Origin of the sequence: Candidatus Accumulibacter sp. ACC003 (assembly GCF_907163085.1) — a bacterium.
Taxonomy (GTDB): Bacteria; Pseudomonadota; Gammaproteobacteria; order Burkholderiales; family Rhodocyclaceae; genus Accumulibacter.
Window position 1 is genome coordinate 535,234 of record NZ_CAJQTX010000001.1, and the last position, 22,924, is coordinate 558,157.

The window sequence follows — 22,924 nt, forward strand, 5'->3', positions numbered from 1 at the left end:
CCATGAACAATTCCCCGACCGCGGTGCTTCTCGTCGACGATCCCGCCGAAGCTAAAATTGTCCTGGCCGTGCTCGTCGCTACGGGCGACAAGGAAAACGCGCACCCGGCCTTGCCGGGCGGCGTCGATGAGCCTGTCGCCCCCCGCCGCCTGCCAGCCCTGTGCGAGGCCATCGAGCGCGAGGCCAGCCTGGGCGCGCTGCGCAACAGCGAGGCGCGTTTCCGCGCCATTAGCGATGCCTCACCGCTGGGCATCTTCGTCGCCGACGCACAGGGTCGTTGCGTCTATAGCAATGCCGCGTATCACACCATAGCCGGGCGAAGCTTCGAGCAGACGCTGGGAACGAACTGGAGTTGGGCTATCCATCCGCAGGATCGCCCGCGCGCTCTTGCCGCGTGGCACGCGGCGGCACACGCCCGGGAGCCATTCCAGTCGGAAGTCCGCTTTCTGCGGGAAGACGGCAGCGTCGTATGGACGCGCCTGAACGCGACTGCCCTGAGTGACCGGGGGACAATGCAAGCGCACGTGCAGACGGTTGAAGACATCAGTGTGCGCAAGTCGATGGAGCTCGTGCTGCACGCGGCGGAAGAAGCCTTGTTCGAGGAAAAGGAGTGGGTCCAGGTGACGCTCAACTCGATTGGCGACGCGGTGCTGACCACTGACCTTCTCGGCAAGGTCAGCTATCTCAATCGCGTCGCCGAGGCCTTGACCGGCTGGTCTCGCGACGACGCCCTGGGCCGACCACTTTCCGAGGTGTTCCGGATCATCGACGGCACGACGCGCCAGGCCGCTGCGAATCCCGCCCAACGCGCCATCGCCGAGGATTGCAGCGTCGGATTGATCGCCGATTGTCTGCTGCTGCGCCGTGACGGAGCCGAGTGCGCCATCGAGGATTCCACCGCGCCCATCCACAACCGCTATGGCCAGGTCGTCGGCGCGGTGATCGTCTTCCACGACGTCAGCGAATCGCGGGCGATGACGCGCAAGATGGCCCACCTGGCCCAGCACGACATTCTCACCGGCCTGGCAAACCGGTCGCTGCTGACAGAACGGCTGGCGCACGCCATCGCTCTGGCGCGGCGGCACGGCAAGCAAGTCGCGCTGCTGTTCCTGGACGTGGATCATTTCAAAGACATCAACGATTCCCTGGGGCATCTGGTAGGCGACCAATTGCTGCAGTCGCTTGCCGGCCGTTTGCTGGCTTGTGTGCGCGCCACCGACACGGTATGCCGCCACGGCGGTGACGAGTTCGTGATCGTGCTGGCGGACATCGAGCAAGCCCAGGATGCAGCCCATGTTGCCGAGAAGGTGCACGCCGCCGCGGCCGTGCCACAGTTCATTGGTGGGCAGCAACTTCATGTCAGCCTGAGCATCGGCATCAGCGTCTATCCGGATGATGGCAGCGACGCGGAGACCATGATCGCCAACGCGGACACCGCGATGTATCACGCCAAGGAATGCGGCCGTAACACCTACCGGTTTTTCACGGCCGACATGAACACCAGCGCGCTGCGCCGGCTGTTCGTCGAGAGCAGCCTGCGCCGCGCCCTCAAGCAGAACGAGTTCGTCCTCCATTACCAGCCACAGATCGATCTGGCTTCAGGCACCATGACCGGTGCCGAGGCCCTGATCCGCTGGCGGGATCCCGATCGTGGACTGCTCTACCCGGGCGAGTTCGTAGCGATTGCAGAAGAGTGCGGCCTGATCGTCCCGATTGGCCGCTGGGTGCTGCGCGAAGCCTGCAGGCAGGTCCAGGAGTGGCGGGACGCGGGCCTGCACGCGGTACCGGTGGCGGTCAATATTTCGGCCGTCGAGTTCAGACACGGGGATTTTCTTGAAAGCGTTGCCCTGAGCCTGAAGGAGAGCGGTTTGGCCGCGCGCTATCTCGAGCTGGAACTGACGGAAAGCGTTCTCATGCACAACAGCGAGTCGTCGGCAGCGGTGTTTGACGCTCTCAAGACCATGGGAGTGACGCTGGCCATCGACGACTTTGGTACTGGTTACTCGAGTCTGAGGGATCTGAAGCGTTTTGCGATTGGAACCCTGAAGATCGACCAATCCCTGGTGCGCGAGATCGCCAGCGATGCCGATGACGCAAGCGTCGTCAGCGCGGTGATCGGCATGGCGAGAAATCTCAAGCAGCGGGTCATCGCCGAGGGCATCGAAACGCCAGAGCAGCTCGCCTTCCTGCAGACGCAGCGCTGCGACGAGGGGCAAGGCTTTCAGTTCAGTCGGCCGCTGTGCGCCGAGGACTTCGCGCGCTTGCTGCTTGCGGGAAATGACTTGCAACCCTGGTGTCGGCCGGCCGGCTGGATTCGCGGCTGCGTATTCCACAGCAAACCGGCAACGCATTCGACGCGGACCTGGAAGGTGGGCCCACGGAAACCCGAACACTGACGGCAGGCATTCTTGTCGTCACCAGCGGGCAGTCGATCGGATTGCGCCAGGCCGGCCCGCGTAAGCGCCAATGTTTGCTAGCGCACAGAACTTGACCCCCCCTTGATCGTAGTCTCTCGACATCGACACGGGGTATCGCTTGTTTGATGACCGCGAGTCGCTGGACGAACCGCAGCTGGTTCGACGATCAGAGATATAAACCATTACACAGGAGTTCACGATGAACGAAGATCAAGTCAAGGGCGCAGCAAAGGACCTGGGCGGCAAAATTCAGCAAGAGGTCGGCAAACTGGTAGGCAGCACGGAGCAGCAGACCAAGGGATTGAAGAATCAGGCTGAAGGCCAGGTGCAGGAACATCTCGGCGACCTGAAAGAGGACGTCAAAGACGCCAGGGACGCAGTCAAGGATGCCTTGAAGCCGTAGGCCCAATGGGCATAGCTGCCCATCGTTTTCACGAAGCAAGCGCCATTGGCGCTTGCTTCGTTTCCGCTGCTCATGCCCTGGTCTGGTGAGTTCTTGCGGTCAATCCCGAGCGCCGGAGCGACTTCTACGTCGTCAGCAGCGAGCATGCTGGTAAGCGAATTTCCGCCGCCTGCTGGTCGATCTGCAGCGATCGCTGACATGTCATGGCCGTTAGCCGCCGACGAGCAAGCAGGCGATCGTGTCGCGCCCAGCCAGCAGGTCGGTGGACTCTCTAATGAATATCCGCATCGGCTGGACGACGTCAATCGGGACGCGCAACAGATCGCCCTCCAGGATCTGCCGGAGGAGACGCTGGCCTTCCTGCTCGGCAGCCGCCACTGCGAAACCGATCGACTGTCCACCGAGGCATGGCGGCTGTTCGAGCACACGCCGCTCGGCTGGGCACGCGTGCAGGCGATCTGCGATTTTGTTCATCAGCGGATCCGCTTCGGCTACCAGTTCGCATGCCCGACCAAGACCGCCTGGGAGACCGACAACGAGCGCGACGCCGCCGACGTCGCGCTGCTCACGACCTTCGGACCGAGCGTCCTGAAGAGCTTTTTCGTCCGCTGCGACGAAGTGGCGACGGCCTGGTGCAGGGGAGCCGCAGCCATGCCTGGCATCATTGACCTGCGCCGGCCAGGTCGTCAGCCGCCAGGAGGTCGCCAAGCCGCGGCAGCTGGCCTGGACGGTCGACGCCTGGCAGAGCGGCGCCATCGTTGCCGGCAGCGCGACGGCGAGCGCAATCGTCAGGCGCCCGCCGGCAAGATCGGGGACGCGCTGGGCGGCATCCGAGACCTTCAAAGAGCCAAGCGGCGATGACCGGAGCACTGTGGTTCCTGCTGGTCGGCGGCCTGTTGCTCGTCATGGGTCTGACCCCGTCGTTCATCAAGCGCCTACCGGTGACCTCGGCGATCATCTACCTGGCGATCGGTCTGCTCGTCGGGCCGACGCTACTCAACGCCTTTCACTTCAACCCGCTCAAGGAATCGGCCCTGCTGGAAGTGCTGACCGAAGTGGCGGTGCTGATTTCGCTGTTTGCCGCCGGCGTCAAGATGCCTGCGCCGATGCGGCTCGATCGCTGGCGAACACCGCTGCTGCTGGCATCGGCGTCGATGGTCCTGACGGTCGCCATGGTGGCCGCGTTTGCCCACTACGCGCTCGGACTGTCCCTCGGCGCTGCGGTGCTTCTCGGTGCCATCGTCGCGCCAACCGATCCGGTCCTCGCCACCGACGTCCAGATTCGTCATCCCGGCGACCGCGACCGCCTGCGCTTCGATCTCACCTGCGAAGCCGGCATGAATGATGGCAGCGCCTTCCCGTTCGTGATGCTCGGCCTCGGTTTGCTCGGCTTGCACGACCTCGGCGATTTCGGTCTGCGCTGGGCGCTGGTCGATGTGTTGTGGGCGACCGTCGCCGGGATCGCGATCGGCCTGGTCCTCGGTTCTGCTCTCGGGCGGCTCGGCTGGACCCTGCGCAGCCGACGTTTTGACCACCAGTTGATGGACGATTTTCTCGGCCTGGGACTAATCGGCGTCGTTTATGGGCTCAGCGAACTGGTCAACGCATGGGGCTTTCTGGCGGTGTTCTTCGCCGCCGTCGCGCTTCGCCAGACCGAAGTAAAGCTGATCAACGCGCGCGCCGCCAACCTGGAAAAAGGGCTTGCCGGGAACGATCCGGTCGCTACGCCAGGTGGCGGCGATCCGGTGCCGACCGTCAGCGAAGGCTCGCTGATCTTCAAGGAGCATCTCGAGCGGATCTCGGAACTGCTGCTGATCCTGCTCGTCGGCGGCTCGCTGTTCCTCGATTCGTGGAGTTGGCGTGCGGTGAGCCTCGCCCTGTTCCTGTTTCTCGTCGCCCGCCCGCTCAGCGTGGCGCTCGCGCTGCTCGGCTCGCGCACGCCAGCGCGCCTGCGCGGCATGGTCGGCTGGTTCGGCGTGCGTGGCATCGGCTCGCTCTACTATCTGATGTACGCCATTGAACACGGCCTCCCGGAAAACGTCGCGCTGGAGCTCATCCACATGACGCTGATCGTCGTCACGATGTCGATCCTCGTGCACGGCGCCAGCGTCAAGCCCCTGATGAACCGCTTCTGGCGATCTGGCTGATGCGCCCCGCGCCGGAGACCTGGGTACCTCGCGGAAGGCTATGTGCCGCCGGCCAGGCTGGCTGATCGATGCGCTTGCTGCCGAGCGCCCGCGCAAGAAGGAATGAAAGGTTCGGCGCTACGTACGCCAGCGAACAGTGTTTGTGGAGTTTTTCGCGCAAGCTGCTCTTGGAGTTCGCAGTTGGTGCTTACCTGAATCGCTGTTTTAGCGCGGCATTCCTGTACCGCTCAATTCCTGTTTTCAATCCCAAAAGGAGTAACACCATGCTATCTGCCAGCCCAGACCTGATCGGCGCCGTCGAGATCAACACCAAGGCCTTCATGACGTTGTCGAAACTTGCTTTTTCCAACCTTGAACGTTTATCTACCCTGAACCTGAATGCGACTCGTGCTGCATTGGCGGGCGGTAGCGCCGCCGTCAGCTCCCTGGGCCAGGCCAAAGGCCAGCAGGAGCAGCCGAAGCTGCTGGCCGGAGCGGCTGGAGCAGCGAAAACCAACGCCGCTGATTACCTCAAGGGCGTACAGGAAATTGCCGCCGAAACGCAGAAAGAGGTGAGCAGCCTCATCACGTCCTACTTCGCGCCGCATGGCGATGGCTCAAACCCCAGCGCGGGGTGGCTCAAAGGCTTCGAGCAGTTCAAGGGCTTTGCGCAGCAGATTACCGACATGACGGCCGCCAACGCCAAAGTGGCCGGTGACGTCAGCGCCCGAATCGCAAGCTCGGCGGCCTCTCTGGCAAAGAAAGACGCCTGAGCAGGCAAACCACGGTGCTGATGAACGAGCCCCGCAAGCCGGGGCTTTTTCTTGGCTAATGCCGTTCCTTGAGCGCGTACTTCCAGGAAGCTCATGCCGAAACGTGTCGGGTGCGCTGGCGCACAGACCTTGTTCGATTGCCAGCCTACGCTGCAAGAAGCCTGCTTTCCAGCGACCTCACAACGAGCCGAAGACAAGGCGTTTGAGTCCGCTTGATGACGGCACACCACGGAGACTGAAATGAGGCAAATGTACCCCAAGATCCTGCCATGGGTCGCCAGCAAGGCCGGCGGTCGCGACGACAAGGCCGAGGTCCTGTGGATCGAGGCCCTGCGCGATGCCAGTGACAGCGCCGCGCCCGAATCGTCTGAATACTGGGAGATCGCCGTTAATCACCTGCGCGAATCCCTGCCGTGTCGGGCGTGCGCCGGGAACGTGTCAATGACTTTGCGACAGCAGAGCACATTGACCTGCCGCGAAAGAACACCCTCGTCGTGCACCACCGCCTGACACCATTCGCAGCTGCCCCCTGATTGGCAGATTTCACAGTTCGCTTCCGGTGGTGTCCAGAGCGGGTCAGTTGGCAGTCCATTGTGGTGCGATGAACGCCATCCTCGGCAGCCTGGTAGTTGCCCTCGACCAAGCCGGGCTCGACGGCAATCGGGTTCCGGGGACGAGCGGCGTTGTCTCGAATTGGCCTGGCGAGTATGCTTCGCCCGAGCAAATCGCGGCCGGTGTCAAGACACTGGCGCTGCCAGTTGCCAATCCGGCAGCCGGCAGTGGCGGCTGAACCGGGACAAGGCCGACGAGCAAGTAGGCGCAATGTACGAGCAATCAGGGAACGGCACTTTATGACCGGCAGTGAAATCTGGTATCACCTCTATCCGCTCGGCTTTCTCGGCGCGGACGATCGGAATCCTGCCCCTGGTACAGTCGGCGGCCCGATTTCCCATCGACTGGCGGACCTGGTGGCGTGGCTAGACCACCTCGTGGAACTCGGCGTGACGGGACTGCTGTTGGGCCCGGTCTTCGAATCGGCATCGCACGGCTACGATGTCGTCGATCCATTTCGCATCGACCGCCGACTGGGCAGCGAAATGGACCTGGTGCGCCTCATCGATGAGTGCCACCAACGGGCTCTTCGAGTGGGGCTCGATGTCGTTTTCAACCACGTCGGACGCGGCCATGCTTTCTTTGTTGACGTATTGGAGCACGGTCGTGAATCTGCCCGGTCGGATTGGTTTCACATCAATTTCGATCGCCAGGGACACGACGGATTCAGCTACGCCAACTTCGAGGGGCACGGTCAGCTGGTGAAGCTCAACCACGCCAATGGCCAGGTCCTCGACTGGGCCGTGGACGTCGCCCGTTATTGGCTGGAACGTGGCGTCGACGCGCTACGATTGGACGCGGCTTACGCGATCCCGGCGGCTTTCCTGGCGACCTTTGCGAATCGCGTGCGGGCGCTGCGGCCGGATCTGCTGCTGCTCGGCGAAGTGATCCATGGCGACTACGTAGCTATCGCCAAAGCCTCACGGCTGACGTCTGTGACGCAATACGAACTTTGGAAAGCCATCTGGAGTTCTCTCAACGAGCGCAACTTCTACGAATTGGCACATGCGCTGGAGCGTCACATCGATTTCTGCCCGCATTTCGTGCCGTGGAATTTCGTCGGCAACCACGACACGACGCGAATTGCCACAAAACTGATCGACCGGCGCCATCTGGCGCATGCGCTGGCGATCTTGTTCACCATACCGGGCATCCCGGCCGTCTACGCCGGCGACGAGCAGGGAGCAGAAGGTCGCAAGTACGATCGGGAGGGCGGCGACGCGGAGATTCGCAAGCCCTTAGCGTTTCTCCCCGGCGAATTGGCCGGCGACAGTCTGCTCATCTGGCAAATGCATCGTGAATTGATCGCCGTCCGTCGTGCTCGACCCTGGCTCGTCGATGGCGCGCTCAAGGTCAGGCAGCTGGCCAACCGCTCGATGACGTTCGAGGTTCGCTCACAGCAGCACCTGCTGCTCACGGTGTTGAACACGGATGATGTAAGCGTTGCGTGCACCATTCCGCCCGGGTTGGTCGCGGTCGCCGGGAACGCCCTGGCCAAGCCGGAGGCGACCGAGTTGCCAGCGCACGGATGGGGAATCTGGTCGTCGGCTGGCCCGTCTGTCGACTGATCGACACAGTGACCGTCGTGGGAAGCTTGTCGGCGCTGGCGACGATGCTGCGCCCATGTCGTCTTGGCGAGCGCAGTGCACTGCATTCGAAGTTGGACTTGGCGCTGGCCACCGCATCTGGCGCACACGGACGTGTCGACCCGGAGTTCGATGCTGTCTCGGCGGCATTCGCGGCAATCAGAGAGCAGCACCTTGCTGCTCCGCCAAACGCCAATCAGAAGACATTGGACCTGGAGTACTGACTACGTGGCTGGCTGCTGAAGGTGGCGCGCGAAACCCTTGCCGCAAGTTGCCGCGCGCGCTGCCTTGAGACGAGTTTTCGCTCGTCGCTCCTGCGCTGCAGCTTAGAGCTGCGACTTGAAGTACTTGAAGGAATGGACGAAGGCGTCGCGAACCTTTTCCATTTCCGCAACCATGGCGTCCCACGAGCCTTCGCCGGCAACCCGCAGTTCTTCGAGCTTGCCGAGAGCCTGATCCGACTGCTGGCGCAGTTTGCCCATTTCCTCCGCGTATTTCGCGCGCGCATCGGCCTTTGCTTCTTTCGCCTTGGCTTCCAACGCGCTCATCTTGGTATTCAGCTCATCGAGTTGAAGTTTCATCGTCTCGATGTAATCGTCTCGTTTTGACATGGCAATGCTTCCTTGTGGTTGAAAAACTTGAAAGGGTTCGGCTTGAAGGCGCTCAGGCAGGCTTTCGATAGACTTGATGCGCGCCTTCTCGAGCAGCACCGTAGTCAGCATAATGGGAAAGGAACGAGGGCTCTGTGCGCTGGCGTACAGATCGGAGCGAAGCTTTCTCGGGCTTAACTGCAAGTGCACGCTCGGTTGTGCGTGCGATCTGCCGCCGTGCCGAGAGTGCCGAGTGGCTTCCCCGTGCGGCGCCGGACTTTGGCGCCCCCCACGCTTCTTGCTCCGGCAATCGCCGCGTCGCCTGGCCGGATGTTACGTCCGGCCCTAATCCAGACTCCTCGGCCCAAGCTTTTCGAGGTTGAAACGATGGCCGAGTCCCATGCTGCAACCGGAAGAGTGATCCCGGCGGCAACGTGGGATGAAGGCCCTACCGAGGCGGCAGCAGCGGCAACCGCCAAGGCTCTTCGGGGTCGTACAGATTCATCTGCCGCTGGTGGTAGCGGCGTAGCTGTACGGCATAGCGGCTTTCGCAAGCGACGGCGAGTTGGTGAAGGAAGTGGCTGAGCGCGGCCACGCTTTCATCGGAGAGGCCGTCGGGGAATAGCGGCTCGGCAGAGCGGCGCTTCATCGCAATTCCTCGATCGCCAACTGCAACAGATCGTCCGGCAAATGATTCAGGCCACGCGGCACCGCCAGGCGCATCGCCGTGCGCAGAATTCGCCCGGCGTGCCGCGGCAAGCCCTTGCTCGCCTGGCGCACGATCTCCAGGCCCGAATCGCTGAGCAGCGTACTGGTACAACCGGCACTCTTCAAACTGTGCTGGATCAGCTGCGCGAAGCGCTCGCGTTCGAGCACCGGCTTGAGCTGCACGCGCACCTGAATTCGCCCCGCCAGCGCCGCGTACGGTGCCCGCTCCAGCGTTTGCGCCAGTGTCGGATGGCCGATCAACCAGACCGCCATCACATCGCGCGTATCGAAGGCGAAGTTGAGGAAGGCCGGCAAATCCCGAAAGAACTCCGGCGGCAGATTCTGCGCCTCATCGATGATCCACACCGGCATCAGCTGACGGCTATCGACCAACTGCAGAATCCGCTCCTTCAGATCGCGCCACAGCTGCGCCCGCCGATACCCCGGCTCGACGCCCAGCGCCCGTGCCAGACCGCGGTAGATATCCAGCCGACCAAAGTCCGTCTCCGCCTGATAGATCACCTGATAACGATGCGGATTCAGGCCACGGGTCAATTGGCGCAAGGCCGCCGTCTTGCCCACCCCCGGTTCGCCGGTGATCAGCCCGACCCCGGGCGAGTGCAACAACCAGGCAAAGCGCTCGGCCAACTGTCCCAGCGTACCGTCATCCCACAGCTCGGCCGCTTGCTTGCCCAGCGGCGGATGCCGCAAACCAAAGTGTTGAAGGTCCACCTCACTCTCCTTCGGGGTCGTAGTACTGCTGATAGATCTGCTCGATCAGATTCGGGCCGCTCGTCCCTTTCTGGGGCGGGCTAGCGTCCGCTGGGTCAGGCTGGCGTCGTTGGCGCGTGGCATTGGCCAGCGCATCGAGTGGCGTCGCCGCACCGATCGATTCCCCTTTCTCGTCCTCGACGCCGATCACCGTCTCGGTATGCGGATCGACCACCAGGGGCACCGTTTTGCCCGACAGTTCAAAGGGCACCTCGAAGCGTTGTCCCTGATACGATACCGTGCCATCCTTCCTGACCAGTCGCGTGACGCGATGCTGGAACAGGGCATCGAGGCTTGCCGCCAACGGCCCCAACGGACGAATCCTGGACAGGTCCTGCTGGTAACGCGCCAACGGCGTCATGCCGGCGAGACCGGCGTGCGGGCTGCGGTGATAGACCTGTTCAAGCCAGGCCCACAGGCGAGCATTGAGATCGTCCAGGCTGGCGATATGGCGCTCATCGAGTTCGCTGAGAAACTGATCGCGGCAGCGGCGGTGCCAGCGCTCCAACTTCCCTTTACCCTCGGGCGCGTACGGCCGACAGTGAATCAGATGGATGCCGAGCCGGGCGCAGATCCCTTGCAGCGTCTCGGCGCGGTAGGCGGCGCCGTTATCGACCACCAGCTTGAGCGGAATGCCGCGTTTGAGCACCGCCTGCTTGAGCACGCCCTCGATGTCCAGGGCGGTTTCTCCGGGGCAGAAGGCGCTGTGCGTGAGTAGCCGGGAGGCGTCGTCGAAGAGCGACACGAGATAGCTCTTGGCGAGTTTGCCGTCGATCGGCACGCGTGGGCCGTGCATCACGTCGCCATACCAGATCGCCCCCGCTGTCGCGGCGACGAAGCTGCGTTTCTCCTCGGGCAGACTGGCCGAGCCGCTGATCCGTGACAGGCCGTGCTGCTGCAGCAGACGGTGAATGGTCGACCGGGCCAGGCGGCCTCGGGCAACGGTGCCGGTGGCTTCGAGCAATTGTCGAATCTGGCACAGCGAGCGCCGCGGGTTGTCGCGCTTGGCGGCGAGAATGGCCGCCTGGGTGGCGGCCGGGAGCTTCGATTGCCCGCGGTCGGCGCGCGCCTTGGGCGTCAGGCCATCAAGCTGGTGGAGGCGCCAGGCGTAGTACCACGCCTGAATCGTCTTCTCGCTCAGATAGCGCCGACGGCTGCCGGGGATGGCGTACTCGCGGCTGGCCAGCTCCCGGAGGAGCTGTTGCAGTTCGCCACGTTCCAGCCGCTCGCGGCTGATCAGGGGACCGAGAACGGACAGGCGAAACAGGGCTTTCGGATCAATCGGGTTCATAACCACTCCTGGTGATAAATCGGAGCGGTGATCAAACCAGAACGGCCGTTCTAATGACAGGAGCAAACTGTGTGGGGTCCCCGCCCGGGCGGGGACCTCACCGTCTGCCGCTCGTTCGGAATCAGTTCATCACGGGACGCTGATCTCCCGATCAAGCCAGGTCATGGCCTGTGCCAGGCCGATCGATTCGAACACCCGGCGCCAGAAAGCGCTGCCGTCGACCGTCCGCCCGAGGTCGGCAAAGCGAGCACGCAGGTGAAACTCGAACAGCAGGCGGCGCTCCTGGAGCCAGGCCCACCAGCGACCGGCGGTGCGCCGCTCGGGCGCCGCGCCGGGTGCGCCGGGGCGATCGGGCGCACCGCTCAGCCGCTGTGCCAGGACCGCTTGCTGCACTGACCAGTCATACCAGCGGCGCGGCGCGATGCACGCCGGCAGACGCGAACACGTGCGCCGACATCCAGAGCAACAGTAGCGGCAGATCGGCACCGGATTGAGTGAATCCTGCCCGGCTCGCCGGTCGGCCTTGCGCTCGTAGTGCCCGTGCTGCCAGAGAATCTTCAGGCCGCAATGCGGGCAGCACGGCGGTCGATACGCTTCGGGGGTTTGCTTGATGGCCTCAAGATGCTGCTCGATCGTCTCGATGCCGGCTACAATTCGCTGCATGGGCTGGGCGCTTTGCGGTGTGGTTTGTCTTGATAACTTCCCACGATAGCAGAGTTGTCCCGGCCCTTCTTTCGTTCACTTCGTCCCAACATCCTTCAGGCAGGCCGCCTTCTTTCGCTCTGACCGTTCTCGGGATGAAGCGCGCCGTCAGACCCGGGAGAGCGGCGGACGTAACACCGGACGAAACGCCTTTCCCTTTGACCTTGTGGTCGGAGCTACCCTGGCGCCCGGGCATTCATCGGAGTGAGGACGGCGCTATGCGCGCTAGCGTACAGAGCCGACGGCAAAGCACAGTTACTCTGCATGCAAACGGTGGGGCGCAGAATTGGCGTACTCCTTGCAGCGGTACCCGCAAGGCGGCGACTGATCCGCTGCCGTAGCGGCGATGGCCTGATTTGCCGACGCTGATTGATACCAACGGAAACTGATCAATTCCGGAGAATTGCTCACCATGCGGTGTGTGCTTCTCGTAAGTCCAAAAAGAGGAATCGCCATGAAATATTCGAAACTGACAGTCGTAGCCCTTATGACACTTGCGCTGAGTGCTTGCTTTACGCTTCCTGCTGGCCCGGCCGGTCCGCAAGGCGCCACGGGCGGTACGGGGGCAACGGGTAGCACCGGTGGCACCGGTGCCGCGGGTGGCACCGGTGCTACGGGCGCCACGGGCGGCACCGGCGCAACCGGCTACACCGGCGCGACGGGTGATACCGGAGCAACCGGTAGCACCGGCAGCACCGGCGCAACCGGTAGTACCGGTGCGAAGGGCAGCACGGGCGCGAAAGGCCATACAACGGGCGACACCGTGGTGATCGTTCCGGCTCGCTAAGGGCGCCCGGGGCGAGCCATGAACGCGAGTTCACGGCTCGCCGCAGCGGTGGAATGGCGACAGACCTGCGATGAAGTCATCCGGCCCGTTGGGGCCCAGGCCATGAACCATTTTCCTGCCGCCGTACTTCTCGTCGATGCTCGACTGCTCCTGGTCGCGCCGTATGCCTCGGACCCTCGCCGCGGTGAGCGACTTGAACGTGCCCCCTGGGTGACCGGGGACGACGCCAGTTGGGCAAGCCAAGCTATCTGAATCTGTTCCTCGGCCCATGAATCGGAGTTTCAAAATGGAAAATAGATTTCTCGTGCACGGCCTGGTGATTACGGCGATGACCTTTGGGTCGTTCGTGAGCGATGCCAGAGCGGATGATGGACCCATCGTCCAGCAAGCGGCTGGTTTGCCCTATGTCTCGGGCGGGGTAGGCGAAGAATCGCTGCAGCGACTCAGGGACCGCGTCAGCGAGTTCAACCTGAAGCTGGTTTTCGCCATGAAGTCGGGAGCCTACCTGAGCGCCGTGCGGGTTAGCATCGCTGACGCGAAGGGCAAGACGATCCTGGAGGCTATCTCCGATGGACCGTGGTTCCTGGCAAAATTACCAGTGGGCAAATATCGGGTAATCGCGAGCTACGCTGGCAAGGCGCTCGAGCAGTCGGTTGCCGTCGACGCGACGGCGCTCAAGACGGTCGATTTCCGCTGGGACCATGAATAACACGGAGCAAGGCCGGTCGCTGCGAGCGGCGGCGCCTCGGACAATGACCGTCAGTGGTGATCGATTTCCGCATCCCCCAATAGTTCGCGGCCGGTAGACGGAAAACTCAAAATGCATACTCGGATCGTCACTTGGCGCGAATGCTGGAGGGGCGCCCATCTGTCTTGGCGTCCTGTGCCGCGACGCCGGATTTCACACTGCCGTCAGGCATCGGGACCGCGATTGGGGCGACCTCCACCTTGGCCACGCCTTCGTCTTGCGTGATGCCGATCTTCTGCGCCGTGGACGGCGAGAGATCCACTATCCGCCCATTCACGTGCGGCCCACGGTCTTGAATGGTGACGACCGCGCTCTGCCCGGTGTCGATGTTGGTGACCTTGGCGGTGGTGCCGAGCGGTAGCGTCTTGCTCGCCGCGTTGCTACCGTGCGGCTTCATTGCGGTGCCGTCCGCCATTTTTTTGCCGGCAAATTTTTTCGCATAGAACGAAGCCTTACCAACTCGCTTATGGCCCGACCGGTCAAGCTTGGGCTTGGCCAGCGACTTGGTGTTACGTCCGGCCCTAATCCAGACTCCTCGGCCCAAGCTTTTCGAGGTTGAAACGATGGCCGAGTCCCATGCTGCAACCGGAAGAGTGATCCCGGCGGCAGCGTGGGATGAAGGCCCTACCGAGGCGGCAGCGGTGGCGTCCGCCAAGGGGCTTCGGGATCGTACAGATTCATCTGCCGCTGGTGGTAGCGGCGAAGTTGCACGGCATAGCGGCTTTCGCAAGCGACGGCGAGTTGGTGAAGGAAGTGGCTGAGCGCGGCCACGCTTTCATCGGAGAGGCCGTCGGGGAATAGCGGCTCGGCAGAGCGGCGCTTCATCGCAATTCCTCGATCGCCAACTGCAACAGATCGTCCGGCAAATGATTCAGGCCACGCGGCACCGCCAGGCGCATCGCCGTGCGCAGAATTCGCCCGGCGTGCCGCGGCAAGCCCTTGCTCGCCTGGCGCACGATCTCCAGGCCCGAATCGCTGAGCAGCGTACTGGTACAACCGGCACTCTTCAAACTGTGCTGGATCAGCTGCGCGAAGCGCTCGCGTTCGAGCACCGGCTTGAGCTGCACGCGCACCTGAATTCGCCCCGCCAGCGCCGCGTACGGCGCCCGCTCCAGCGTTTGCGCCAGTGTCGGATGGCCGATCAACCAGACCGCCATCACATCGCGTGTATCGAAGGCGAAGTTGAGGAAGGCCGGCAAATCCCGAAAGAACTCCGGCGGCAGATTCTGCGCCTCATCGATGATCCACACCGGCATCAGCTGACGGCTATCGACCAACTGCAGAATCCGCTCCTTCAGATCGCGCCACAGCTGCGCCCGCCGATACCCCGGCTCGACGCCCAGCGCCCGTGCCAGACCGCGATAGATATCCAGCCGACCAAAGTCCGTCTCCGCCTGATAGATCACCTGATAACGATGCGGATTCAGGCCACGGGTCAATTGGCGCAAGGCCGCCGTCTTGCCCACCCCCGGTTCGCCGGTGATCAGCCCGACCCCCGGCGAGTGCAACAACCACGCAAAGCGCTCGGCCAACTGTCCCAGCGTACCGTCATCCCACAGCTCGGCCGCTTGCTTGCCCAGCGGCGGATGCCGCAAACCAAAGTGTTGAAGGTCCACCTCACTCTCCTTCGGGGTCGTAGTACTGCTGATAGATCTGCTCGATCAGATTCGGGCCGCTCGTCCCTTTCTGGGGCGGGCTAGCGTCCGCTGGGTCAGGCTGGCGTCGTTGGCGCGTGGCATTGGCCAGCGCATCGAGTGGCGTCGCCGCACCGATCGATTCCCCTTTCTCGTCCTCGACGCCGATCACCGTCTCGGTATGCGGATCGACCACCAGAGACACCGTTTTGCCCGACAGTTCAAAGGGCACCTCGAAGCGTTGTCCCTGATACGATACCGTGCCATCCTTCCTGACCAGTCGCGTGACGCGATGCTGGAACAGGGCATCGAGGCTTGCCGCCAACGGCCCCAACGGACGAATCCTGGACAGGTCCTGCTGGTAACGCGCCAACGGCGTCATGCCGGCGAGACCGGCGTGCGGGCTGCGGTGATAGACCTGTTCAAGCCAGGCCCACAGGCGAGCATTGAGATCGTCCAGGCTGGCGATATGGCGCTCATCGAGTTCGCTGAGAAACTGATCGCGGCAGCGGCGGTGCCAGCGCTCCAACTTCCCTTTGCCCTCGGGCGCGTACGGCCGACAGTGAATCAGATGGATGCCGAGCCGGGCGCAGATCCCTTGCAGCGTCTCGGCGCGGTAGGCGGCGCCGTTATCGACCACCAGCTTGAGCGGAATGCCGCGTTTGAGCACCGCCTGCTTGAGTGAGTGTGATCACCCGATTTGATGTTCAGATGTTCACCTACGGCGATGGTTGGTAGGGGTGATGGTAGGCGACCCTGGGGCTCCGCCCCAGACCCCGCGCTCGTCGCGAGGCAGCCGCCGGGGATGAACAAGTACTTCCCCGGCAACTGCTCGCAAGCATCGGGACCCTCCAAGGCGTCAAGAGGCTTTCGCGGCATAAACGGGCCGATGAAGCCGGCCCATTTATTCCACGGTCCTCTTGACGCCTTTCCTGGTCAAAGAGCCTCCCCTTCTGTCGGCTCGTTCGTCGAAAGGGCCAAGACGACGCCTCCCGAGGGGACTTTCCGTCCGTCGTTCCTGTCGCCTCTGGTCATTCCGTGACGGTCATGAATCCGTACCGCTGACCGAAAGCCAACCATGCCCGTCGGGCTGAAGAACGAGCCGGGTCGGATACCTCCACTCGCCCCAGGAGGTCGAGCAGCGCTCGAAGTGGCGCGTCGGTCTCATTGCCGATGGCGTCAATGACCGTTCTTCGGTCGCGCATCCGCTGGGCACGCTTGCGCTCTCGGTCTGTCATCGCTCGCTCGCCCTGGGGTGGGCGGCCTCTTTTCGTGACGGTCACCAAGGGCTCGGTCATCTTGTCCTCCTGTTTTTGTGCCCGTCACGAGAAGAACGGAACGTTCTGCGGTAGCTCCTCCCAAGGTCCGCAGGCGTCGTACCGTCCGAGGCAGCTGTCAAGGGTCGTTGGGCGTGATCGCACAACAGCGCGAGCCCGTCGCCTGGCGGGAGGGTCGTCACCGGCCGGCCGCCACGCGACGCTGCGCAGGGGTCTCGGGTGACGCGAAGACCTCGAGGTAAAGTTTCTCGTCGAGTTGCGGCAACTCACGCTGCGCCGCGGCGGCGAGCAGTTCGGCCGCGAGGGTGGTCAGGATGCGGTAGTTACCGGCGGCGTGATCGCACAGCGTATGACAGAGCGCGGGGGTCATCAGGCTGGCGTTCCCGGCGCGGCTCAGCAGATGGGTCAGGCAGGCGAGTAACTCGTCACGCGACGCATACTCGGTGGCGAGGCGGGTACGGATGCGGGAGCCGAGCGGGATCAACTCCTCACGACGCAGCTTCTCGATGAGACGCGCATCGCCGGCCAGCACCACACACAGGAGCGGCTGCGAATCGAAGCGCGCACTGGCGAGCAGGCGCAACTCGCAAAGAACGGCCGGACTCATCTCCTGCGCCTCATCGACCAGCAACACCACCCGGCGACGGGTCGTTTCCAGATGCGCGAACCAGACTTCGCGCAGCGCCTTGAAGCCACCCCAGCGGTTATGCGGGCGCAAGGGCACGGTGAAGATGTCGCCCATTTCGCGATAGAAATCGGCCAGGTTGCTCTGCGGATGGTTGATCGCGCCGACGGTGACGTCCGACTGACTTCCCAGACGGTCGGCCAGGAGGCGCAAGACCACGCTTTTGCCGGTGCCTGGATCGCCGTGGATCATCGCGAAGCCCCCTTCGCGCAGCTGAGCGTGTTCGATTCGCCAGCAGAAGTTCTCGATCCGGGGCGGAACAAAGAGGGCCTCGATCGGCAATTCAGGGGAGAAGGGATTCCACTTCAGCCCGTAGAGGGCGAGGAGCCGATGGTTCATGCCGGCTCCTTGTCGGCGGACGGCAAATACGCAGGCGGCAAGCCCGTCGCAGCGTAGTCAGCGAGCAGCTGGCGCAGCAGCGGCGCGATCCCGGTAGACGGCGGCGCCAGAGCCTCTGTCGTGACGGGCGCGAGGCGCCGACGCTGACCATCGGCGTTGGCCGACTTGTCGAGCACCTTGACCGGGCAAAGCACGACGCCGGTGCTCGGATCCACGAGATCGACGTGCCTGAGGTCCCAGCGGGCGTAGCGTAGATGAACCACCGGCAGGTGCCGATAACTGGCGGGGATCTCGAAGCGTATGCCAGCCAGACTGACCGTGCCATCGGCACGCCGCTGGCGGCGCGCGACCTCAATCCGGAAGGCGGCCTGCAGCGTGCCAGTATCCGGGCAGTCACGGCGAACACTGGGCCCAGCGAGATAGCGCGCCAAGGGGGTCGCATCGATCTCGGAATGGAGCGTACGGTGGTACTCTTGTTCGACCCAGGCTTGGCTGGCCTGATTGAGCAGGTCCAGCGTCAGCAATTTCTCGCCTTCGAGCATCGCCATCAGGCGCCCTTCGATGCGCCCCCAAAACGATTCCTGTTTGGCATTTTGATAGGGCGAATACGGCAAGGTGGTCTGATGCACGACACCCAGACGGGCGAGGCCGCCGACGGTCTCTTCGGCGAGCATGGCGGCGCCGTTGTCGGTCATCAGGGCTCGTGGCAATCCGCGCTTCATGAAGGCCTGCGACAAGCCGTGCACGAGACTCTCGGCGGTCTCGTCGAGATACCACTGCAGATGGCAGACCAGCCGGGAGCGATCGTCGATGACGCCAAACAGCAGCGGCTTGACCCACAGGCCGGTTCGGGTCAGAACCTTGCGTGAGGCGTGATGGAAGTCGAGATGCCAGAGTGCGCCGACATAGTCGACTTCGTAGCTCCTGACTTCCAGCCGGTCGAGCCGATCCCGGGCCAACAGCGCCCCGGCGGTTGCCCGTTTGGCGGACGCCTGGCGGAACATTCCCCGGGCCTTGAGATAGCGACGGATCGTCGGATACGACGCCAGGGAAGAGTCGCTCCCGGCCAGGGCGACACGGAGGTTGTCGAAGTGCAGTTGCACCGTCCAGCCCGGATGCTCGTGGTACTGGGCGGTCAGAATCTGGATGGCCACGGGCGTGATGCTCTTGAACCGACCGACGTTGCTGCGCAGGCGATTCCTGAGAACCGCGACCGGATCGGCGGCCGCGCGGGCCGCGTAGTACCAGCGCTCAATTGTCGAGGCGCCAAAGCACACCTCCTGTCCCGATACCGGATGCCGCCAGGACTTGGTCGACAGGGCGCGCAGCGCCGGGGATAACTCGCCGGCGGCGGGCGGAGCCGCCAGCAAGGGGCCGATGATCGCAAAGCGCAGGCGCGCCCAGCGATCGCGTTTGAGGGGATCGATGTGAGAGGTCAAAAGGGTCTTCCAGAAGGTCGGTGCCGGCGGCACCAGGACGGGAAGTGAAGGCTACAAGCCCTTGAGGAACGGGCCTATCGACATCTTCTGCGGGTCATCAGCACCCCCCACGCAACGTGCTCGGCCGGACCGTGATCGGCGCCAGAAAGAGGAGGAAATGCCCCATGGCTTCTGTGGCGTCGCCGACAAAACGTTCCAGCAAACGGCTCGGGAAGTCGTCAGTTACCGGCGGCATGAAGCGCGCACAACACGCTTGCCATAGCGCGGTCAGCGGAAACTGTTCTTTCCACCACTGACGCCAACGCGCCAGGGTAAGCAACGGAATCGCCAGGGTCATGGAGAGCCGCGCCGCCGCTGGGTTCTGCCCGGCATGCCGGGCAGAACCCAGCACTACCAGCAGCGCCAGATAGACGCGCCGGCCCAGGAAACGTACGGACATCGACGTCGTCCGACGACGACAAGCGTTGCAGCAGAAGCTGAACCGCCGAGCAAAGTCGGCACGCGCTTCCGGCGGGCACCCACGGGGCTTTCGCGGATAGTCAGCGCGGTGCAGAACGCCGCCGCACGCACATCCTGCCGCTCGCGCCTCGTCCGCCAGCTCCGTGTCAACGCGCAGCAACCATCGAAAAAATTGGGGATTTTGCAGGAGGGCATGGCACACTGGAATGGTCTCTTGGCGTCGAAACCAGAGACTCCCCCAACGGGTGCCTTTGTTCAAGTCCCCTGAGGGGGGTCACCCCCTCAACATCACTCTGCTTGACCCGTCAGGCAGCAAATTCCATCACGATTGGTGACCGTGCTCACTTGAGCACGCCCTCGATGTCCAGGGCGGTTTCTCCGGGGCAGAAGGCGCTGTGCGTGAGTAGCCGGGAGGCGTCGTCGAAGAGCGACACGAGATAGCTCTTGGCGAGTTTGCCGTCGATCGGCACGCGTGGGCCGTGCATCACGTCGCCATACCAGATCGCCCCCGCTGTCGCGGCGACGAAGCTGCGTTTCTCCTCGGGCAGACTGGCCGAGCCGCTGATCCGTGACAGGCCGTGCTGCTGCAGCAGACGGTGAATGGTCGACCGGGCCAGGCGGCCTCGGGCAACGGTGCCGGTGGCTTCGAGCAATTGTCGAATCTGGCACAGCGAGCGCCGCGGGTTGTCGCGCTTGGCGGCGAGAATGGCCGCCTGGGTGGCGGCCGGGAGCTTCGATTGCCCGCGGTCGGCGCGCGCCTTGGGCGTCAGGCCATCAAGCTGGTGGAGGCGCCAGGCGTAGTACCACGCCTGAATCGTCTTCTCGCTCAGATAGCGCCGACGGCTGCCGGGGATGGCGTACTCGCGGCTGGCCAGCTCCCGGAGGAGCTGTTGCAGTTCGCCACGTTCCAGCCGCTCGCGGCTGATCAGGGGACCGAGAACGGACAGGCGAAACAGGGCTTTCGGATCAATCGGGTTCATAACCACTCCTGGTGATAAATCGGAGCGGTGATCAAACCAGAACGGCCGTTCTAATGACAGGAGCAAACTGTGTGGGGTCCCCGCCCGGGCGGGGACCTCACCGTCTGCCGCTCGTTCGGAATCAGTTCATCACGGGACGCTGATCTCCCGATCAAGCCAGGTCATGGCCTGTGCCAGGCCGATCGATTCGAACACCCGGCGCCAGAAAGCGCTGCCGTCGACCGTCCGCCCGAGGTCGGCAAAGCGAGCACGCAGGTGAAACTCGAACAGCAGGCGGCGCTCCTGGAGCCAGGCCCACCAGCGACCGGCGGTGCGCCGCTCGGGCGCCGCGCCGGGTGCGCCGGGGCGATCGGGCGCACCGCTCAGCCGCTGTGCCAGGACCGCTTGCTGCACTGACCAGTCATACCAGCGGCGCGGCGCGATGCACGCCGGCAGACGCGAACACGTGCGCCGACATCCAGCGCAACAGTAGCGGCAGATCGGCACCGGATTGAGTGAATCCTGCCCGGCTCGCCGGTCGGCCTTGCGCTCGTAGTGCCCGTGCTGCCAGAGAATCTTCAGGCCGCAATGCGGGCAGCACGGCGGGCGATACGCTTCGGGGGTTTGCTTGATGGCCTCAAGATGCTGCTCGATCGTCTCGATGCCGGCTACAATTCGCTGCATGGGCTGGGCGCTTTGCTGTGTGGTTTGTCTTGATAACTTCCCACGATAGCAGAGTTGTCCCGGCCCTTCTTTCGTTCACTTCGTCCCAACATCCTTCAGGCAGGCCGCCTTCTTTCGCTCTGACCGTTCTCGGGATGAAGCGCGCCGTCAGACCCGGGAGAGCGGCGGACGTAACACTTGGCATGCCGTGACGAAACCGTTTCCTGCGGTGCCGTACTGCCGACGGCATGTGCATGGGGTGTGAACACCATCGCGCCGACGCTACAGATCATCACAAACATGGACAGTCGATTGAATCTGGAGATCTTCCGCACGATGTCAATTCTCCATGAGGGGCGATGGCGCTTGGGCGCGTCGGACTCGTAGCCGATTGGTGTCACACGCTCACACTCCCGTCAATCGTCTCGTCGGCAAAGGCGATGTGGTAAGCGCGCGAAGGCATACGACATCCCCAAGAACGCTTTGTCTGCCGCGATACGCCAACGGTGCGACCAGGCGCCATCTCGTCGGTAGTCAGGCGCGCCGGAAATGAGGTAGTTGAGCGGCAGGTTCGGGATACCCTGCCGCCATCAACGAGGCGGCCCCCTGAAACAGCGTTCAGGGGGCCGTTTTGACTTACTGTTGGCCCTTGACGATCATGTCGTTCTTGACGGACGTCACGCCCTTGACACCCCTGGCGACCTGGACGGCCTTGTCGATATCGGCGCGGGATCCGACGAAGCCGGTCAGCTGTACCGTGCCTTTGTAGGTTTCGACGTTGATTTCTGCCGAGCTCAGCGAAGACTCGCCCAATACCGCTGCCTTCACCTTGGTCGTGATAAGGGTGTCGTCGACATATGCACCGGCGGATTCATGGGACGCCGGTGCAGCAGCTTTCTCATCGGCCGCTGCCGTGGTAGGCTGCATCGGCTTCTTGGCGTCAGCCTTGGCTTTGGCCTCTGCGGCGGTTGCTTCCTGCACGCAGATCTTCTTGTCGTTAGCAGCCTTGTCATCGCACTTTTCCTTGGCCACGGCGTAATCCGCCTCTGCCTTGGCGATACCCACCGCTTGGCTGCTCTTATCGCCCGGTTTGTAGCGGGCCTCGAGTTCGGCCTTGGCAACTTTTTCCTTGCCTTTGGCCTCGACCACGCAGATGTCCTTTGCGTTGCCAGTCATAGATCCACAGGATGCCTTGGCCGATTTGTATTCGGCCGCGATCTTGCTCTTGTCGGCTTTGTATTCGTCCTTTGATATGCCCGATGCAGCCATCGCGCCGGCACTGAAAGCAAGGGTAATCGTTGCTGCTATGGCGGTCATTTTGATTCTGTTCATGGTCGTTCCTTCATAAGTAAAGTTGTCAAGTGAGGCGCCGGTGGAAACTCCTGCCACCATGCGTCACATCGGGTAATGCCTTTTGCTCGAGAATCCTGACGAATTCGGCGATTGGCTCCGCCGACTGATTGTTGGCGAGAGGGACAGCTTCTTCGTGGTGCCCAGCAGATGTCCGGGCCGCTACGCCCTGCGCCGACCTATCACACCAACGAGGAACATCACGACTGCGATCACCAGCAGAATGTGAACGAAACCACCCAAGGTGTAGGAACTAACCAGCCCCAACATCCAAAGGACCAGCAGAACAACAGCAATCGTGTACAGCATGGCAATTTCTCCTTTCGAGCGTCACGTCGGGCCTGGCTTTTCAACCGGCCAGGAATTGCAGGGGGCCTGCCTGAATCCGCCGGCTGTCTCTCTGCTGATGAGATTAGATACCTCGAGTCACAACGACTCCGTTCGATAGCGAACATACCGGCTGAAGTCGGAACAATTCTCGGTCGTCGGGAAACGCCGGGTCAGTGCGCCGCCGCACATACCAGGACCGAAGCCGCTTTTTGATTTCTTCCGTTTGGTCCTGGCGCAAGGGAACAAAAACTGAAGCCGAAGACCGTGCAAACCCG

The 22,924-nt window shown here is 63.1% G+C and carries 24 protein-coding genes and 2 pseudogenes; 9 read left to right on the forward strand and 17 right to left on the reverse strand.

What is annotated here, in order from left to right; all coding sequences use genetic code 11:
* Positions 1 to 2 precede the first annotated feature (2 nt).
* The 8 genes from QZ656_RS02390 to QZ656_RS02425 all read left to right on the forward strand — a co-directional run bounded on the left by QZ656_RS02390 (position 3) and on the right by QZ656_RS02425 (position 7,899).
* Complete coding sequence (locus QZ656_RS02390) at positions 3 to 2,396, forward strand: EAL domain-containing protein (RefSeq protein ID WP_291991876.1); 2,394 nt, start codon at positions 3 to 5, stop codon at positions 2,394 to 2,396.
* Positions 2,397 to 2,616: 220 nt separating this feature from the next.
* Complete coding sequence (locus tag QZ656_RS02395; RefSeq protein WP_291991877.1) at positions 2,617 to 2,820, forward strand: CsbD family protein; 204 nt, start codon at positions 2,617 to 2,619, stop codon at positions 2,818 to 2,820.
* A 198-nt stretch (positions 2,821 to 3,018) separates the two neighbouring features.
* Entirely contained in the window at positions 3,019 to 3,681 is a 663-nt protein-coding gene (locus QZ656_RS02400) for a hypothetical protein (protein ID WP_291991878.1), read from the forward strand.
* A complete protein-coding gene (locus QZ656_RS02405) occupies positions 3,678 to 4,967 on the forward strand; it encodes a cation:proton antiporter (protein WP_291991879.1) in 1,290 nt (429 codons plus the stop codon). Before QZ656_RS02400 ends, QZ656_RS02405 begins: the two co-directional genes overlap by 4 nt.
* 263 nt (positions 4,968 to 5,230) lie before the next feature.
* Positions 5,231 to 5,719: a phasin family protein gene (locus QZ656_RS02410; protein WP_291991880.1), complete on the forward strand. Its 489-nt coding sequence runs from the start codon at positions 5,231 to 5,233 to the stop codon at positions 5,717 to 5,719.
* A 240-nt stretch (positions 5,720 to 5,959) separates the two neighbouring features.
* A complete protein-coding gene (locus tag QZ656_RS02415) occupies positions 5,960 to 6,229 on the forward strand; it encodes a hypothetical protein (RefSeq protein WP_291991881.1) in 270 nt (89 codons plus the stop codon).
* A 91-nt stretch (positions 6,230 to 6,320) separates the two neighbouring features.
* Positions 6,321 to 6,509 (forward strand): hypothetical protein, encoded by a 189-nt coding sequence (locus QZ656_RS02420; protein WP_291991882.1) that lies wholly within the window; start codon positions 6,321 to 6,323, stop codon positions 6,507 to 6,509.
* Between the two features lie 61 nt (positions 6,510 to 6,570).
* Positions 6,571 to 7,899 carry an alpha-amylase family glycosyl hydrolase gene (locus QZ656_RS02425; protein ID WP_291991883.1) on the forward strand — a complete coding sequence of 443 codons (1,329 nt, stop codon included), beginning with the start codon at positions 6,571 to 6,573 and terminating at the stop codon, positions 7,897 to 7,899.
* A gap of 344 nt (positions 7,900 to 8,243) precedes the next feature.
* Here QZ656_RS02425 and QZ656_RS02430 read toward each other — a convergent pair whose 3' ends face one another.
* The 5 genes from QZ656_RS02430 to QZ656_RS02450 all read right to left on the reverse strand — a co-directional run bounded on the left by QZ656_RS02430 (position 8,244) and on the right by QZ656_RS02450 (position 11,940).
* The gene (locus QZ656_RS02430; RefSeq protein ID WP_291991884.1) at positions 8,244 to 8,627 is read right to left on the reverse strand and encodes a hypothetical protein; all 384 of its coding nucleotides are present in this window, start codon (positions 8,625 to 8,627) and stop codon (positions 8,244 to 8,246) included.
* Positions 8,628 to 8,955: 328 nt separating this feature from the next.
* Positions 8,956 to 9,156 carry a hypothetical protein gene (locus QZ656_RS02435; RefSeq protein WP_291991885.1) on the reverse strand — a complete coding sequence of 67 codons (201 nt, stop codon included), beginning with the start codon at positions 9,154 to 9,156 and terminating at the stop codon, positions 8,956 to 8,958.
* Entirely contained in the window at positions 9,153 to 9,947 is a 795-nt protein-coding gene (locus QZ656_RS02440; RefSeq protein ID WP_291991886.1) for an ATP-binding protein, read from the reverse strand. Before QZ656_RS02440 ends, QZ656_RS02435 begins: the two co-directional genes overlap by 4 nt.
* Before the next feature lies 1 nt (position 9,948).
* Positions 9,949 to 11,277, reverse strand: a complete 1,329-nt coding sequence (locus QZ656_RS02445) for a DDE-type integrase/transposase/recombinase (RefSeq protein WP_291991887.1) — start codon at positions 11,275 to 11,277, stop codon at positions 9,949 to 9,951.
* A 129-nt stretch (positions 11,278 to 11,406) separates the two neighbouring features.
* On the reverse strand, positions 11,407 to 11,940 hold the full coding sequence (locus tag QZ656_RS02450) for a DUF6431 domain-containing protein (protein ID WP_291991888.1): 534 nt from the start codon (positions 11,938 to 11,940) through the stop codon (positions 11,407 to 11,409).
* A 1,112-nt stretch (positions 11,941 to 13,052) separates the two neighbouring features.
* Here QZ656_RS02450 and QZ656_RS02455 point away from each other — a divergent pair.
* A complete protein-coding gene (locus QZ656_RS02455) occupies positions 13,053 to 13,475 on the forward strand; it encodes a carboxypeptidase-like regulatory domain-containing protein (protein WP_291991889.1) in 423 nt (140 codons plus the stop codon).
* 127 nt (positions 13,476 to 13,602) lie between these two features.
* On the opposite strand, the gene QZ656_RS02460 is transcribed toward QZ656_RS02455, so the two are convergent.
* The 12 genes and pseudogenes from QZ656_RS02460 to QZ656_RS02515 form a co-directional block, all read right to left on the reverse strand.
* Positions 13,603 to 14,169, reverse strand: a complete 567-nt coding sequence (locus QZ656_RS02460; RefSeq protein WP_291991890.1) for a septal ring lytic transglycosylase RlpA family protein — start codon at positions 14,167 to 14,169, stop codon at positions 13,603 to 13,605.
* Positions 14,139 to 14,339 (reverse strand): hypothetical protein, encoded by a 201-nt coding sequence (locus QZ656_RS02465; protein ID WP_291991891.1) that lies wholly within the window; start codon positions 14,337 to 14,339, stop codon positions 14,139 to 14,141. Before QZ656_RS02465 ends, QZ656_RS02460 begins: the two co-directional genes overlap by 31 nt.
* A complete protein-coding gene (locus tag QZ656_RS02470) occupies positions 14,336 to 15,130 on the reverse strand; it encodes an ATP-binding protein (RefSeq protein WP_291991886.1) in 795 nt (264 codons plus the stop codon). The genes QZ656_RS02465 and QZ656_RS02470 overlap by 4 nt, the downstream gene beginning before the upstream one ends.
* 1 nt (position 15,131) lies before the next feature.
* Positions 15,132 to 15,830 (reverse strand): annotated as a pseudogene (locus QZ656_RS02475) (integrase core domain-containing protein); the annotation flags it as partial.
* 349 nt (positions 15,831 to 16,179) lie between these two features.
* Positions 16,180 to 16,446 (reverse strand): hypothetical protein, encoded by a 267-nt coding sequence (locus tag QZ656_RS02480; RefSeq protein ID WP_291991609.1) that lies wholly within the window; start codon positions 16,444 to 16,446, stop codon positions 16,180 to 16,182.
* Between the two features lie 157 nt (positions 16,447 to 16,603).
* A complete protein-coding gene (locus tag QZ656_RS02485; RefSeq protein ID WP_291991892.1) occupies positions 16,604 to 17,449 on the reverse strand; it encodes an ATP-binding protein in 846 nt (281 codons plus the stop codon).
* Positions 17,446 to 18,888: a DDE-type integrase/transposase/recombinase gene (locus tag QZ656_RS02490; RefSeq protein ID WP_291991893.1), complete on the reverse strand. Its 1,443-nt coding sequence runs from the start codon at positions 18,886 to 18,888 to the stop codon at positions 17,446 to 17,448. The genes QZ656_RS02485 and QZ656_RS02490 overlap by 4 nt, the downstream gene beginning before the upstream one ends.
* Before the next feature lie 97 nt (positions 18,889 to 18,985).
* Positions 18,986 to 19,327: a hypothetical protein gene (locus QZ656_RS02495; RefSeq protein WP_291991894.1), complete on the reverse strand. Its 342-nt coding sequence runs from the start codon at positions 19,325 to 19,327 to the stop codon at positions 18,986 to 18,988.
* 364 nt (positions 19,328 to 19,691) lie between these two features.
* Positions 19,692 to 20,327: pseudogene (locus tag QZ656_RS02500) on the reverse strand (helix-turn-helix domain-containing protein); the annotation flags it as partial.
* A 129-nt stretch (positions 20,328 to 20,456) separates the two neighbouring features.
* On the reverse strand, positions 20,457 to 20,990 hold the full coding sequence (locus QZ656_RS02505; protein WP_291991612.1) for a DUF6431 domain-containing protein: 534 nt from the start codon (positions 20,988 to 20,990) through the stop codon (positions 20,457 to 20,459).
* 615 nt (positions 20,991 to 21,605) lie between these two features.
* Positions 21,606 to 22,301 (reverse strand): BON domain-containing protein, encoded by a 696-nt coding sequence (locus tag QZ656_RS02510; RefSeq protein ID WP_291991895.1) that lies wholly within the window; start codon positions 22,299 to 22,301, stop codon positions 21,606 to 21,608.
* 180 nt (positions 22,302 to 22,481) lie between these two features.
* Positions 22,482 to 22,628 (reverse strand): lmo0937 family membrane protein, encoded by a 147-nt coding sequence (locus QZ656_RS02515; RefSeq protein WP_291991896.1) that lies wholly within the window; start codon positions 22,626 to 22,628, stop codon positions 22,482 to 22,484.
* Between the last annotated feature and the right edge of the window lie 296 nt (positions 22,629 to 22,924).